This is a genomic window from Herbidospora galbida (genome assembly GCF_005233835.1).
Classification (GTDB): domain Bacteria; phylum Actinomycetota; class Actinomycetes; order Streptosporangiales; family Streptosporangiaceae; genus Herbidospora; species Herbidospora galbida.
Genome location: NZ_SZQA01000021.1, coordinates 1 through 13955, shown reverse-complemented (window position 1 = coordinate 13955; position 13955 = coordinate 1). Strand labels below are relative to the sequence as shown.

Annotated in this window: 14 protein-coding genes; 5 read left to right on the top strand and 9 right to left on the bottom strand. The window is 69.8% G+C overall.

The window, feature by feature from the left end; genetic code table 11:
• Window positions 1-435: 435 nt before the first annotated feature.
• A complete protein-coding gene (locus FDA94_RS21310; protein ID WP_062344630.1) occupies window positions 436-618 on the bottom strand; it encodes a zf-HC2 domain-containing protein in 183 nt (60 codons plus the stop codon).
• Entirely contained in the window at window positions 618-1187 is a 570-nt protein-coding gene (locus FDA94_RS21305) for a sigma-70 family RNA polymerase sigma factor (protein ID WP_062335413.1), read from the bottom strand. Before FDA94_RS21305 ends, FDA94_RS21310 begins: the two co-directional genes overlap by 1 nt.
• A gap of 115 nt (window positions 1188-1302) precedes the next feature.
• On the opposite strand from FDA94_RS21305, the gene FDA94_RS21300 reads away from it, so the two are divergent.
• The 5 genes from FDA94_RS21300 (at window position 1303) to FDA94_RS21280 (ending at window position 7116) form a co-directional block, all read left to right on the top strand.
• Window positions 1303-1893, top strand: coding sequence for a DUF4142 domain-containing protein (locus FDA94_RS21300; RefSeq protein ID WP_062335411.1), 591 nt, complete (start codon window positions 1303-1305; stop codon window positions 1891-1893).
• 19 nt (window positions 1894-1912) lie between these two features.
• Window positions 1913-3394, top strand: a complete 1482-nt coding sequence (locus FDA94_RS21295) for a DUF1996 domain-containing protein (RefSeq protein ID WP_137248851.1) — start codon at window positions 1913-1915, stop codon at window positions 3392-3394.
• A gap of 141 nt (window positions 3395-3535) precedes the next feature.
• Window positions 3536-4225, top strand: coding sequence for a hypothetical protein (locus FDA94_RS21290; RefSeq protein ID WP_137248850.1), 690 nt, complete (start codon window positions 3536-3538; stop codon window positions 4223-4225).
• A 3-nt stretch (window positions 4226-4228) separates the two neighbouring features.
• Window positions 4229-5689, top strand: a complete 1461-nt coding sequence (locus FDA94_RS21285) for an NADH-quinone oxidoreductase subunit NuoF family protein (RefSeq protein WP_137248849.1) — start codon at window positions 4229-4231, stop codon at window positions 5687-5689.
• Window positions 5690-5751: 62 nt separating this feature from the next.
• A complete protein-coding gene (locus tag FDA94_RS21280; protein WP_137248848.1) occupies window positions 5752-7116 on the top strand; it encodes an FAD-binding oxidoreductase in 1365 nt (454 codons plus the stop codon).
• On the opposite strand, the gene FDA94_RS21275 is transcribed toward FDA94_RS21280, so the two are convergent.
• The 7 genes from FDA94_RS21275 to FDA94_RS21245 form a co-directional block, all read right to left on the bottom strand.
• Window positions 7094-8977: an acetoacetate--CoA ligase gene (locus tag FDA94_RS21275; RefSeq protein ID WP_137248847.1), complete on the bottom strand. Its 1884-nt coding sequence runs from the start codon at window positions 8975-8977 to the stop codon at window positions 7094-7096. The two genes, FDA94_RS21280 and FDA94_RS21275, sit on opposite strands and share 23 nt — an antisense overlap.
• Before the next feature lie 32 nt (window positions 8978-9009).
• Window positions 9010-9744 (bottom strand): HAD family hydrolase, encoded by a 735-nt coding sequence (locus tag FDA94_RS21270; protein ID WP_137248846.1) that lies wholly within the window; start codon window positions 9742-9744, stop codon window positions 9010-9012.
• A 59-nt stretch (window positions 9745-9803) separates the two neighbouring features.
• On the bottom strand, window positions 9804-10439 hold the full coding sequence (locus tag FDA94_RS21265; RefSeq protein WP_137248845.1) for an HAD family hydrolase: 636 nt from the start codon (window positions 10437-10439) through the stop codon (window positions 9804-9806).
• A gap of 13 nt (window positions 10440-10452) precedes the next feature.
• Window positions 10453-10959 (bottom strand): DUF6912 family protein, encoded by a 507-nt coding sequence (locus FDA94_RS21260; RefSeq protein WP_030451232.1) that lies wholly within the window; start codon window positions 10957-10959, stop codon window positions 10453-10455.
• 20 nt (window positions 10960-10979) lie between these two features.
• Entirely contained in the window at window positions 10980-11630 is a 651-nt protein-coding gene (locus FDA94_RS21255) for an HAD family hydrolase (RefSeq protein WP_137248844.1), read from the bottom strand.
• A gap of 15 nt (window positions 11631-11645) precedes the next feature.
• Window positions 11646-12935, bottom strand: coding sequence for a beta-N-acetylhexosaminidase (gene nagZ / locus FDA94_RS21250; RefSeq protein WP_246060074.1), 1290 nt, complete (start codon window positions 12933-12935; stop codon window positions 11646-11648).
• Window positions 12936-12952: 17 nt separating this feature from the next.
• On the bottom strand, window positions 12953-13955 hold a 1003-nt coding region (locus FDA94_RS21245), incomplete at its 5' end, for a putative PEP-binding protein (protein ID WP_137248843.1).

Here is a 13955-nt window from a genome sequence, read left to right as displayed (position 1 = left end):
TCCTCACTCCTTTGTGAGCTGGTGCGAGTTGCGTGAGGGCCCTCACGTCAGCCGCGAAGAGGAGGGCGGTCGTGTCAGCATCGCACAGCGCTTCCCGTGAAACGGTGATAGATGCACGACACGGGGACGCGACCTCTGGGCGGACGCCTACCGGTCTCCGTTGACCGGCAGCATTGGACCACCAGCATCTAAGGCAGATTCAAAAGACGAGCCACGACCGGCCCCCGGCCGTCCGCGTCTCGTGTCCATCGGGCAGATTCACAAGACGAGCCACGACCGGCCCCCGGCCGTCCGCGTCTCGTGTCCATCGGGCAGATTCACAAGACGAGCCACGACCGGCCTCCGGCCGTCCGCGTCTCGTCTCCGATAACAGCCGAAAACACCGCAGCCGTCAAACTCGAGGTCGACGGCTGCGGTGTTCTCACGTCACGCGGATTAGTTGGCTCGCTCCGATGATGACTTCACTCCATCGAGCAGGCCGGGCAGCTCGGACATCGTCTTGAGCTCCTGTCGGCACCGCTCACACGCGTCGAGGTGGCGTTCGAAGGCCTCGACGTCGCCGTCGTCAAGCACCCCGAGGGCGTAGGCCGCCACTTCAAGGTGTGACGACTCGGACATCAGCTGGCCACTCCCCTCTCCTTCAGGACCCCGCGGAGGGAACGCAGAGCGTAGTACAGCCTCGATTTCACAGTACCCGGAGGTATCCCCAGTATCACTGCTGCCTCGTTAACCGTACGGTCCCGTAAGTATGTCTGTTCGATAACTTCTCGGTGATCGGCGCTCAGGCCGCGCAAGGCGTCGGCGACGACGATCGCCGCCAGAGTCTTGTCGGCACCGTCGGGCACCGCGATGCTGTCCGCCTCGGGTGGTTCCACCTCCCGGGGACGGACACCGCGGCGGCGGCGGCCGTCGATCACGATGCGGCGAGAGACGGTGAGGAGCCATGCCCAGAGCAGACCCCTCTCCCACGTCAGTTTCGCCGCGTTACGCCAGGCACGAAGCAACGTCTCCTGAACGACGTCCTCCGCCCACTGAAGGTCGTTGCCGGTCGTCTGCCTGACCTGACGGAGCAACGGACCACCGAACTCGTTATAGAGCTCCCTGATGAGGCGATCATCCCAATCAGGGTCTACGTCGGGGTCCAGACGCTCGAACCGGCTGTCGAGTTGTCGGCGCACAGGCCACATATTTGCATCAGCCTTTGTGGCCTGTACACAACTCTGACAACTCTCGTCATTTCTAACTATTCCTGAACCATCCGCCACAAGCCCGCGTACCTCCCCCCGAAAGAGAGGAGGCGCCATGCGGTTCCGGTTCGGGGAACTCGTGGTCTTCGCGGTTTTCCTGTTCGCGGCGGCCGTCGCCGTCATCGTCGTCGTGCCCCAAGAACAGGCGACGGCGCAGCAGGGTTTCACTTCGACCCGGTGGGGCCCGTTGAGCCCCGCCGACAGGGACTTCCTCGTGAAGGTGCGGTGGGCGGGGCTCTGGGAGATCCCCGCCGGCCGCTGGGCTCAGGAGCGCTCGACCAACGAGAAGGTCAAGATCGCGGGCAACCACCTGATGGTCGACCACGCGAAGCTCGACGAGGCGGTCCGCGCGGAGGCCGCCGCCCTCGGCGTGCTGCTCCCCAACGAACCCAACCCTGACCAGCAGCGCTGGCTGGGTGAGATGTCGAACGCGACCGGCGCCCAGTTCGACCAGATCTTCGCCGACCGGCTGCGGGCCGCCCACGGCAAGGTCTTCGCCACGGTCGCCGCGATCCGCGCAGGGACGCGGAACGAGAGGATCCGCGCCTTCGCCGCGGAGGCCAACGTGGTCGTCATGAAGCACATGCGTGTGCTCGAGGAGACCGGCCTGGTGGACTACTCCGCGCTCCCGGTCCCGCCGGTCTAACCAGGAGGAAAAGAAGAACATGCGTAAACGCGCCCTCGCCATGGCGGGAGCTCTGCTGGCCGGGTCCCTGATCCTGCCGAGCTTCCCCACGCCGGCCTTCGCGGCCTGCGACCCACGCATCGGCGGCGCCGAGTGCGACGCACTCGGCCCGGCCCTGAGCGACTTCGTCGACATCCGCCGCGTCGGCCGCGCCAACGGCGTCGTCGCAGGCGGCGGATCGTTCACCTCGCAGTGTGGCCGCAACGAAAGAGGGCACCGCAACTCCGACAACCACATCGTCGCGCCGGGTGTGACGAACGGCGCGCACCACGTCCACGACTACGTGGGCAACGTCACCACCAACGGGTTCTCCACCGACCAGTCGCTCGCCGCCGGCGGCACGACCTGCCGGAACGGCGACCGGTCCGCGTACTTCTGGCCCATCCTCCGCCTCCGGCCGGACCTGAGGCTGCAGGGCCAGAACAACAATCAGCAGCAGCGACAGCAGGACCAGCAGCAACAGCAGCAGCAGCAGGACCCCAACCAGCAGCAACAGGATCCGAACCAGCAACAGCAGGATCCCAACCAGCAGCAGGACCCGAACCAGCAGCAGGACCCCAACGCCCAGCCTCAGCAGCAACAGCAGCAGCAGGGCGACCAGGCCGCTCCCAACGATCAAGCCGTCAATGACCAGGCTGCGCAGCAAGGCGACCAGCCCGTCAATGACCAGGCGGGGAACACCGGCCAGGCCGACCAGAGCCAGCAGCCCGCAGCGAACGCCGGCAACGGCGCGGCGCAGGCGCAGAGCTTCAGCAGGCAGCAGCCCCAGCCGGAGAACCAGAGCCGCTTCGGCAACCGCGGCGACAACAACGGCGGCCGGGGCAACAACCAGGGCGGGAACAACAACGGCGGCAACAACGGCGGGCAGCAGCCGCAGCCCGGCCAGACCGGCCAGCCTCCGCAGCCCGGCCAGGACGGTTCGGAGATCGGCGGCTTCGCCGACGGCAACGTCGGTCAGATCCTGACCCCGCGTTCGGTCCAGCTCCAGTTCCGCGGCAACCGGTTCAGCCGGGTCGTCGCGATGCCCCGCTTCCTGCGTGTGATCACCGGTGACGCCAAGGCGGCCACCAACGGTCCGGCCAACGCGCGGGCGCAGTGGACCTGCTCCGGTTTCCAGAACCGGGCTTCCGACAAGTATCCGGTCTGTCCGAGGGGCAGCCTCGTGATGCGCATCCTGGACTTCCCGAGCTGCTGGGACGGTCAGAACACCGACAGCGCCAACCACCGGACGCACATCGTGTTCCCCGACCAGAGCGGCCGCTGCCCCCAGGGCACCCGGGCCGTTCCCCAGCTGCGCATGACCCTGGCCTACTCGGTGCCGCAGGGCGCCAGCTTCGCCGTGGACGCGTTCCCGGAGCAGAAGCACAGCCCGATCACCGACCACGCCGACTTCCACAACGTCATGCCCAACAACCTCATGAACTTCATGGTGCAGTGCATCAACCGTAATCGCCGCTGCTGACAGGCGGCCTCAGAGCCCTCGGCAGATCCCCCCTAATCGGAGGAATCAGTGTCAAAAAGGCGGGCTCATCGGCGATCCGAACGCTTCGACCTCCAGAAACGAGGCGTTCGGATCGTCCTGGGCTCTCTCGCGTTCACCATCATGGCCGGATCCCTGCTCGGTGCCCGTCTGGGCCTGAGCACCCAGGTCCTGCTGATGGCGCAGGAGTTCCTCACGTTCTACGCGGGCGTCTTCTCGCTCGTGGCGCTCACGGCGACCGTGGGACTCGGACTGCTCACGTCCGAGCGCATGATCCTGCCGATCAAGTGGCGGGTCCGGGCCCAGCTCGTGCACCGGGGCGCCGCCCTCATCGGGGTCGGCTTCCTGGTCGTCCACATCGGCATGAAGATCGCGGCCGGGCTGGTCCCGTCGTACGGGTCGGTGATTCCCACCACCAGCCTGGCGGTGGGAGCCGGCGCCGTCGCGTCGGACCTGTTCATCGTGATCGTCGCCACCGGGGTGATGCGTGGCCGGTTCGCCATGGCCGTACACCCCTGGATCTGGCGTGGCCTGCACGACTTGGCCTATCTGGCCTGGCCCGTCTCGATCCTGCACGGCCTGGCGGCCGGACGTACCCCCGCGCCCTGGGTGGCGTGGAGCTACATCCTCTGCATCGTGGCCGTCGGCACCGCCCTCATGATCCGCGCGATCGTCTCGCTCAGGCCGAAGACGACCATGCGGGACGAGATGGAGGAGCTGCCGATGCCGCAGGAGGACGCCAAGCGCAAGAAGACCCGGGAGGCCGAGCGCGAGCAGGTCGCCCAGCCTCAGAAGCTAAGGAGGGTTGTCTAAGACATGATTCCCTACCGCGTCTCCAAGATCCGCAGGCTCGGTCCGGCCCGGCTCACCGCCGGCCTCGACGAGCACCGCCGGATGGACCTCGACACTCACTACGAGATCCACGGCAAACTCGACGGCCAGTCCGTCGACTCACTGATCTCGCTGGCTGAAGAGGTCGACCTGCGGGGACGCGGTGGGGCGGCCTTCCCGTTCGCGCGCAAACTCCGGGCCGTCCAGGCCAACGCGCGCACCTCCGACACCGTCGTGCTGGTCAACGCCGCCGAAGGCGAGCCGGCCAGCATGAAGGACAAGATGCTGCTCACCCGCAAGCCGCACCTCGTGCTCGAGGGCGCGCTGCTGGCGGCCAGTGCGCTGGACGCCAAAGAGGTGGTCATCGCCACCCCCGCGGGTGAGCTGGCGGAGGGCTCGATGCGCGCGGCCGTGGCCGAGCGCGGGCTCATCGGATACGTCCGGGTGGCCGGCATCCAGGAGCGGTTCATCTCCGGCGAGGGCGGGTCCCTCGTCCGGGCGGTGAACGGCGAGCTGGGCCAGCCGTCCGGGCGGAAGGTCCGGACCAGCGACGCCGGGGTGCGCGGACTGCCCACCCTGCTGTCGAACACCGAGACGTTCGCCCAGCTCGCGCTGCTCGCCGAGCTGGGCCCGGAGGAGTACGGCTCCGTCGGCACCGTGCAGGAGCCCGGCACCACCCTGCTCAGCGTGAGCGGGTCGGTGAAGGCGCCCTCGGTCGTGGAGGTCACGCCCGGCGTGCCGCTGGCGCAGGTGCTCGACATGTGCGAGGCGGACGTCGGCGACGGCGTGCTCATCGGCGGCTACCACGGCAAGTGGCTCAGCGCGGCCGACGCCTACGGCGCGATCGTGTCGCGCCGGGGCATGCAGCAGGCGGGCGGTGAGCTCGGCGCGGGCATCATCGTGCCGCTGGGCCCGGACACGTGTCCCCTCGGGGAGACGGTCCGGGTCGCCGCCTATCTCGCCCAGCAGTCGTCGGGGCAGTGCGGCCCGTGCCGCATCGGCCTGCCGGCGCTCGCGCGGGCCCTGTCGGAGCTCACCATGGGCGACCCGCAGGCCCACGACCTGGTGAAATCGGCCGCCACGGCGGTGAAGGGCCGGGGCGCGTGCTTCCACCCCGACGGCACGACCCGCTTCGTGCTGTCGGCCCTGGAGGCCTTCGCCGAGGACGTCGACGAGCACATCATCAACGGCTCGTGCGGCCGGGGTGTGAAGAACACCCTGCCCATGCCGATCACCGAGGCCAGCGACGTGCGGCTGGTGGTCGACTGGACCCGCTGCCAGGGCCACGGCCTCTGCGCCCACCTCATGCCCGACCTGGTCAAACTCGACCACCACGGCTTCCCGGTGTTCATGGACGCGCCGGTCCCGGCGTGGGCCAAGAGCGAGGCGCAGCGGGCGGTCGAGATGTGCCCGGCGCTCGCGCTCCGAGTCGACTCCCGGAAGTAATCGTTCCGTTATCCAAGCGGTCGTCTCACGAGGTAGTACCAACCCTCGGGGAGTGATGTGCAGTGGATCGTCGTGAATTTCTGTCCGCGGCGGCGCTCGCGCCGTTCGCGGGCGCGGCGCCCGACTGGGCCGCGCTGGACAGGACGCTGAAGGGCCGTCTCGTACGGCCCGGCGACGCCTCCTACGCCACCGCCAAACGCGTCTTCAACGTCGCCTTCGACAATGCGACCCCCCGGGCCGTCGCCTACTGCGCCTCCGCCGCCGACGTGGCGGCCTGCGTGGGGTTCGCCCGCCGCCACGGCCTGGCGGTGCACCCGAGGTCGGGCGGCCACTCGTACGCCGGCTGGTCGACCGGATCCGGCCTGGTCGTGGACGTCTCCCAGCTCAAGGCCGTGAAGCTCACCGGCGGCCTGGCGACGGTCGGGGCGGGGGCCAAGCTCATCGACGTCTACGCCACCCTGGGCAGGAGCGGCGTCAGCATCCCCGCGGGCTCGTGCCCGACGGTCGGGGTGGCCGGCCTGACGCTGGGCGGCGGGATCGGGGTCGTCGCACGCCGCTACGGGCTGACGATCGACGTGCTGAAGGCCGTCTCCCTCGTGACGGCCGGCGGAAAGCTGATCACGGCCACGGCCGGCAGCCACCCCGACCTGTTCTGGGCGCTGCGCGGAGGCGGCGGCGGGAACTTCGGCATCGCCACCTCGTTCACCTACCAGACCCACCCCGTCCAGGACGTCACCGTGTTCACGATGCGCTGGCCGTGGTCGCAGGCGTTCGCGGTGGTGAAGAAGTGGCAGAAATGGGCCCCCGCGGCACCCGACGCGCTGTGGTCGAATCTGCACCTCTCCCAGGATCCGGGGCGATCCGTCTCCGTCACCGGGCTCTATTTGGGCTCCAGATCGCGCTGTGAGGCCCTCCTGAAGGGTTTCCCGCCGTCGACACGGACGGTCAAGTCGCTGAGTTACCTCCAGGCGATGTACTTCATGGCCGGCTGCTCGACCCTGGAGGCCTGCCACACCGGGCCGCGCGACCGGTTCAGCGCCAGCTCCCATTTCGCGTACGCCGAGATGAGCGACGCGACCATCAGGGCGCTCATCGCCCAGGTGGGCCGGGCCGGGCGGCACACCGTCCTGATCGACGCGCTGGGCGGGGCGGTCGGCCGGGTGGCCCCCGGCGCGACGGCCTTCCCGCACCGGAAGGCGCTGTTCAGCCTCCAGTACTACGCCCACTTCGACGGCGCAAGCGCGTGGGTCCGCTCGGCCCGCGATTCGATGACGCCGAGGCTCGGACGGCATGCCTACGTTAACTATCCCGATATAGCCCTAAAGGACTATAAGGATCAGTATTACGGCGCCAACGCCGCCCGGCTGGCGGCCGTGAAGAAGGTCTACGACCCGACGGGATTCTTCAGGCATCCGCAAGGGGTGTGAAGAACGCCAGCACCTCGGGGTTGGCCATCGCGTCGGGGTTGGCGGCCTGCTCGACCGGCACGCCCTGGAGGATCTTGCGCACCGGCACTTCGAGCTTCTTGCCCGACAGGGTGCGCGGGATCCCCGGCACGGCCGCGATCTCGTCGGGCACGTGGCGCGGCGACAGCTCGGTGCGCAGCGCCGTCTTCAGCTCCTTGACGAGGGTCTCGTCGAGATCGCGTCCTTCGGCGAGGGCGATGTAGAGCAGCAGCCGGCCCTCCTGGCCGAGCCGGCCGGTGTCGATGACGAGGCTGTCGGCGACGGCGTCGAAGCGCTCGACCACGCGGTAGAACTCGCTGGTGCCCATCCGCACCCCGCCCCGGTTGAGGGTCGAGTCGGACCGGCCGTAGATGACGCTGCCCCCGTCGGGCAGGATCTTGATCCAGTCGCCGTGCCGCCAGACGCCGGGGTACTCCTCGAAGTACGACTCCCGGTAGCGGCGGCCGTCGGGGTCGTTCCAGAACATGACCGGCATCGAGGGCATCGGCGCGGTGATGACGAGCTCGCCGACCTCGCCGGTGACGGGCTCGCCCGCCGGGTCGAACGCCTCGACCCGCGCCCCGAGCGAGCGGCACGGGATGACGCCCGCGCGGACCGGCAGGGTCCTGACCGCGCCGACGAACCCGGTGCAGACGTCGGTGCCGCCGGAGAACGAGCCGAGCTGGACGTCCGCCGACACGTCGGAGTAGATCCAGGCGAAGCCCTCGGGCGGGAGAGGCGAGCCGGTCGAGCCGACGCCCTTCAGCGCTTCGAGCCCGGCGGGCTTCAGGCCGGCCTTCATCGAGGCGACGATGTAGGGGGCGCCGGTGCCGAAGTAGGTCACGCCCTCTTCGGCGACGAGGTCCCAGAGGGCGCCGGTCGAGGGGTGGGCGGCCGAGCCGTCGTACAGGACGACCGTCGCGCCGACCAGCAGGCCGCCGGCGAGGTAGTTCCACATCATCCAGCCGGTGGTGGTGTACCAGAAGAACCGGTCGCCCTCGCCGAGGTCCTGGTGGAAGGTGAGCGACTTCAGGTGCTCGACGACGATGCCGCCGTGGCCGTGCACGATGGGCTTGGGGAGCCCGGTCGTACCGGAGGAGTAGAGCACCCAGAGCGGGTGGTCGAAGGGCACCCGGTCGAAGGCCAGGTCACCGGGGCGGGTGAAGGAGTCCCACTCGGAGACGCGCACGGTCGCGTTGAGCGAGGGCAGCCGCGCGGCGATGTCGGCGACCACGTCGGTCCGGTCGAAGCGCCTGCCGTTGTAGGTGTAGCCGTCGACCGCGATCAGGACCTTCGGCTCGATCTGGGTGAACCGGTCGATGATCGCCGGGGCCCCGAAGTCGGGCGAGCACGACGACCAGATCGCCCCCAGCGACGCGGTGGCGAGAAAGGCGATCAGCGCTTCGGGAATGTTCGGCAGATATCCGGCGACCCGGTCGCCCTTCCCCACGCCGAGCCGGACCAGCCCGGCCCGCGCTTTCGCGACTTCGTCGCGCAACTCTCCGAGCGTGTACGTCCGCCGCTCGCCCGATTCATCCCGAAATATCACTGCAATACGGTCGGCAGGGCCTTTTAGCGCGTTTTCCGCGTAATTAAGGCGACTGCCGGGAAACCACTGCGCTTGCGGCATTTCTCCGGTTATGACCGGAGAATCGGAACGGTCGCCGACGACGCCGAAGTAATCCCAGACGGCGGTCCAGAAAGCGGCGGGCTCCTCGACCGACCACGACCACAGCCCGTCGTAGGAGCCGGGCCGGCCGACCGCCTCCTGGAAACGGGTGATCCGGGCATCCCGGATGACCTCGGCCGATGGGACCCAGAGCACGTCGCCTTCACTCACCATGGGGCCCATCCTGCTGCGAGGTCAGCGGGATGTCACTGTCGGCCCCCCACATAACGGTCGGTCAGGCGGGCCACCGCGGCGACCACTTCGGAGGCGTTCGACAGGTCGGGCAGCACGATGTCGGCCCCGGCCTCGGTGAGTTCGGCGGCGGTCGACCGGCCCGACGCGACCGCGATCATCGCGGCTCCGGCGATCCGGGCGGCCTGCACGTCACGGGTCGAGTCGCCGATCAGGACGACCTCGAAGGGGGCGCGGTACTTGTCCTTGGCCCGGCCCTGGGCGACCTGGAGGAGGCTGGCCTTCGGGTAGACCTCCTCGCCGTAGCCGCCGACCTCGAAGTCGACGTACTTGTCGAGGCCGAAGGCCATCAGCTTGTGGATGGCGTTCGACTTGACGGTGCCGGTCAGCACCGACTGGACCGTCCCGTCGAGGCGGGAGACGGCGTGCAGCGCGTCCTTGGCGCCGGGCATCGCCCGGCCCTCCTTGGCCAGCCGCTTGCGCCGGTCGCCGAACGACCGGGCCAGCGCCTCGATGAACCTCGGCAGGTGCCCGTCGTCGACCACGATGCCGTTGATCGCCAGGGTCTCGAAGATGATCTCCGAGTCGGGCCGCCCCATCGCGGGCGCCAGCTTCACGAGCGGACGCCCGGTGACCGCGCGGAACGCCTCGGCGTAGGCGTCCCGGGTGACGATCGTGACGTCGACCAGGGTCAGGTCGATGTTCCAGAGGACGAGTCGGCGGTCGATGGCTGCCTCCGGAGGCGTCATGAATCTGCCTTGGAAAAAGGTGGGTTCGCCCAGAGTAAGGCCCTCTGCCCCGGATCGGGTCAGATCAGATCCATTGCGTCTGAGAGCGAGTCGACCACCGGGAAGCCGAGCGCCGCCAGTTCGGCGCGGCTGGTCATGCCGCCGGTGTAGAGGATCGCGCGGGCGCCGACGTGCTGCGCGGCGATGCCGTCGTCGACGCTGTCGCCGATCACCACGACCTTGGCCGGGTCGAGGTCGAGGGCCCTGACGTGGGCCTCCATGTGGTCGGCCTTGTGGTCGGCGCGGCCCGAGGGGCGCAGGCCGTCGACCCGGGTGAAGTGGTGGTCGATGCCGAACTCGGCGATCTTCGGCACCAGCCGCTCGTGCTGCCACATCGACAGCAGCGATTGGCTGCGACCGGAGTCGCCCCAGGCCGCGAGGCTGGCCACCGCGCCCTCGGCCAGGAGGCAGGCCTCCATCAGCCGGTGGTAGTGGTCGTGGAAGCCCCGGTCGAGCAGCTCCCACTCGCCCTCTTCGAGGGCGCGGCCGATCATGCGTTCGTACGCGACCCAGATCGGGCGGCAGTAGACGCTGCGGAACCCGTCGAGGTCGATGGGGGCCAGCCCGTAGGGGCGGAAGATCTCGTTGGTGGCGCTCACGACGGCGTCGGAGTCGTGAAAAAGGGTGCCGTTCCAGTCCCAGACGATGTGTGTCATAGCGCCAACAAGGTTATCCGAGGACGTCCGGGATCTCCTGGGTGGCGTACCAGAGCAGCTCGTGGGCCTCGGCGCCGTCGACGGTGAACTGGGCGTCGTCGTCGCCGGCGTCGGCCGCCTTGAGCGCGAGCGCGGCGGCCTCGACGTCAGGCACCGCCGACTCCTCGTCGACGTGGGCGGCCTGGATCAGCCGCATCGGGACCGGCGCGCCGAGCCTGACCCGGCCGCGCTCGGCGACGTCGGGGCTGACCTGGACGTCGGCGTCGGGCACGTCGGCCGCGATCACCACCCGGCGGGCGGGAGCGGTCACGCCGTCGGCCAGGTCGGCCGCGATCATCCGCAGCGACGCGCGGGCCGCCTCCGTGAGGGCAACGTATTCGAGCTCCTCGGTGTCGCCGGAGACGTACCACTCCACGAGTGCGGGCGTCACGGCGAACCCGGTCAGCGGAGCGGGGCCCAGCTCACCCGCGGCGGCCGTGCGGGCCAGCGCGGAGAGCGTGCACGGAAGGTAGACACGCATGCGACGAGTGTGCCAGGAAGTCACGGAAGGGCGCGCAACGGCACCTTCAGCAACGTCTCCAGTTCGGCGATGGTCGAGTCGGCGTGGGTGTGCAGGATGCCGGTGAAGCCCAGTTCCCGGGCGGCGACGATGTTGCCCTCGATGTCGTCGATGAAGACGCACTCCGACGGTTCGAGCCCGACCAGGCCGACGGCGTGTTCGAAGATGCGCGGCTCGGGCTTGCGCATGCCGACCTCGCCCGAGATGACGACGGCGTCGAACGCCTCGTCCCAGCCGGTGCGGTCGTAGTCGTTGCCCCACGAGTTCGACACCAGGCAGGTCTTGTATCCGGCCTTGCGCGCCCGGCGGAGCATCTCGAACATCGCCTCGACCGGCAGGAACCCGGCGAACATGCGGGTCAGCAGACCTTCGGCGACCGGCGGCATCCCGTCGAGCGTGCGCAGCTCGGCGGCCAGGCCGGTCTCGAAGGCGAGTGCGGTGATCTCGCCGCGCTCCAGCGTGTGGATCGGGTTCTCGGCGCCGCCGCCGTACGCCGCCGTGATGAGGCCGCGCATGACGTCGCGGTAGTGGTCGGCGTCGATGTTGTCGCCGACCAGCCACGTGTTGATGGACTCGGCCATGCTCGTGGTGAGCACTCCGGCCCAGTCGATAAGCACCCCTTTGACCGTCATGTGGTCAAAGGGTAGTCATTTTGCGGCGCCGGTGATCCGCCGGGCCACAGCCCGGTGCTCAGTGGTCTTCATGAGCTTCACGGCCTCGGCCGGGGTCGGGAACGTGCGCGGGCTGTCGAGGCGGAACTCCCGCTTCAGGTGCAGGATGCGCTCGACCGACTGGTTCAGCCTGGTCGCGGTGATGCGGCCCGACGCGACCGCCGCGAGGACGGCGTCGCGGGCGACGTCGAAGTCGGGCGGCATGAGCAGGATGTCGGCCCCGGCCAGGATCGCGCGGACGGCCACCTCGCCGTCGCCGTACTTCTTGCGGACGCCGTCCATGTTGAGCGCGTCGGTGAAGACCACGCCCTCGAAGCCGAGTTCGCCGCGGAGCACCCCGGTGAGGATCTTCTTCGACAGCGTGGCCGGGTCGCCCGACGGGTCGAGCGCGGGCATCACGATGTGGGCGCTCATGACGGCGTCGACGTCGTTGGCGATGGCCTCCTTGAACGGCGGCGCGTCGAGCTTCTCCCACTCCTCGCGGGTGTGGTCGATGACCGGCAGCGAGGTGTGGCTGTCGACGTTGGTGTCGCCGTGGCCGGGGAAGTGCTTCACGGTCGCCGCGACCCCGCCGTCGTGGAACCCCTGCACGGCCGCGCCGACCATGTCGGCGACCTCTTCGGGATCGTTCCCGTAGGCGCGCGGCCCGATGACCGGGTTGTTCGGGTTGACGTTCACGTCGGCGACCGGGGCGAAGTCGAGCGAGATGCCGAGCGCGTTGAGCTCCTCGGCGGTGACCCGGGCCGCGTCGCGGGCGTTGCGCAGGTCGCCGGTCTGACCGATCACCGAGGCGCCGGGGATCTCGGTGACGATGCCCTTGAGCCGGGAGACGATGCCGTTCTCCTGGTCGACGCCGATCAGCAGCGGCACCTTCTTCGCCGCCGAGCGCAGGCCGGCGGTGAACGTGGCGACCTGGCGGGCGCTCTGGATGTTGCCCGTGCCGGGGAACAGGATGACGCCGCCCAGGTGGTACTTCTGGATCACCTCGACCGGGCTGCCGACGCCGTAGCGGGCCAGGTTCTCCTGGTGGGCCGACCGGGCCGACGAGCCGTAGAGCACCGGCATGAAGAGCTGGCCGACCTTCTCCTCGACGGTCATCTCGGCCATCGGATCTTCAGTGGGAGACGGCGACGGGCTGGGAGCGGGGGGCGGGGCGACGACCGAGGTCGTCGGGGAACTGGGGAGGGCGGTGCGTGGCGGGGTGGTCGAACACCCCGCCACGACGACGAGCAGACCGGCGCCGAGCAGCGCCCTGTGGAGGGACACGCCAGACACCGTAGCGGCTAGAGCCCCAGATCATCGAGGCCGGTCAGGTGGGCGCGGGCCGCCGCCTTCGCCTCGGACGCGCCCGGTGCGTCTCGGGCGGCGTCGGCCGCCGCGCGGCACTGGTCAAGGGTGTGCCGGGCCAGCGACGCGCGTACCCACGGCAGCGCCGGGGCGCCCATCGACAGCGATGTCACACCCAGTCCGACCAGCACACAGGCCAGCACCGGATCGGCGCCGGCCTCGCCGCAGACCCCGCAGCTCTTCCCGGCCGCGCCCGCCGCCCCGGCGGCCAGCGCGATGAGGTCGAGCACCGCCGGATGCCAGGGATCCTGCAGGTCGGAGACCCCGGCGATCTGACGGTCGGCGGCCATGGCGTACTGGGTGAGGTCGTTGGTGCCGATCGAGAAGAAGTCGACCACCCCGGCCAGGTCGCGGGCGCGCAGCGCGGCCGACGGCACCTCGATCATGATGCCGGCGGTCTCCAGCCCGGCCGCGTGGCACGCGTCGGCGAACCAGGCCGCCTCGGCGACGGTCGCCACCATCGGGGCCATGACGTAGGGGATCGCCTCGGTGCCCTCGGCGGCACGGGCCAGCGCACCGAGCTGGGCGGCCATCATGTCGGGATAGCGGCGGAACATGCGCAGGCCGCGCTCGCCGAGGGCCGGGTTGGGCTCCTCGCCGGGCGGCGGCAGGAAGGCGAGGGGCTTGTCGGCGCCCGCGTCGAGGGTGCGGACCACGACGCGTCCGCCGGGGAAGGCGTCGAAGACGGCCCGGTAGGCGGCCTGCTGCTCCTCCTCGGTCGGCGCGTCGGCGCGATCGAGGAAGAGGAACTCGGTGCGGTAGAGACCGACGCCCTCGGCGCCGTTGGCCAGCGCCGCTTCGAGGTCTTTCGGGCCACCGACGTTGGCGAGCAGCGGGACGGGGTGCCCGTCGGCGGTCGCGCCGGGCCCGGTCGTACCCGACAGCGCCTCGGCGCGGGCCCGCGCGGTCGCGACGGCGGCCTGCGCGGCGGCCGGCTCC

What these genes read in the sequence shown, in the direction of transcription:
- FDA94_RS21310 (WP_062344630.1), bottom strand. Translation starts at nt 618, where the DNA reads ATGTCCGAGTCGTCACACCTTGAAGTGGCGGCCTACGCCCTCGGGGTG.
- FDA94_RS21305 (WP_062335413.1), bottom strand. Translation starts at nt 1,187, where the DNA reads ATGTGGCCTGTGCGCCGACAACTCGACAGCCGGTTCGAGCGTCTGGAC.
- FDA94_RS21300 (WP_062335411.1), top strand. Translation starts at nt 1,303, where the DNA reads ATGCGGTTCCGGTTCGGGGAACTCGTGGTCTTCGCGGTTTTCCTGTTC.
- FDA94_RS21295 (WP_137248851.1), top strand. Translation starts at nt 1,913, where the DNA reads ATGCGTAAACGCGCCCTCGCCATGGCGGGAGCTCTGCTGGCCGGGTCC.
- FDA94_RS21290 (WP_137248850.1), top strand. Translation starts at nt 3,536, where the DNA reads ATGGCCGGATCCCTGCTCGGTGCCCGTCTGGGCCTGAGCACCCAGGTC.
- FDA94_RS21285 (WP_137248849.1), top strand. Translation starts at nt 4,229, where the DNA reads ATGATTCCCTACCGCGTCTCCAAGATCCGCAGGCTCGGTCCGGCCCGG.
- FDA94_RS21275 (WP_137248847.1), bottom strand. Translation starts at nt 8,977, where the DNA reads ATGGTGAGTGAAGGCGACGTGCTCTGGGTCCCATCGGCCGAGGTCATC.
- FDA94_RS21270 (WP_137248846.1), bottom strand. Translation starts at nt 9,744, where the DNA reads ATGACGCCTCCGGAGGCAGCCATCGACCGCCGACTCGTCCTCTGGAAC.
- FDA94_RS21265 (WP_137248845.1), bottom strand. Translation starts at nt 10,439, where the DNA reads ATGACACACATCGTCTGGGACTGGAACGGCACCCTTTTTCACGACTCC.
- FDA94_RS21260 (WP_030451232.1), bottom strand. Translation starts at nt 10,959, where the DNA reads ATGCGTGTCTACCTTCCGTGCACGCTCTCCGCGCTGGCCCGCACGGCC.
- FDA94_RS21255 (WP_137248844.1), bottom strand. Translation starts at nt 11,630, where the DNA reads ATGACGGTCAAAGGGGTGCTTATCGACTGGGCCGGAGTGCTCACCACG.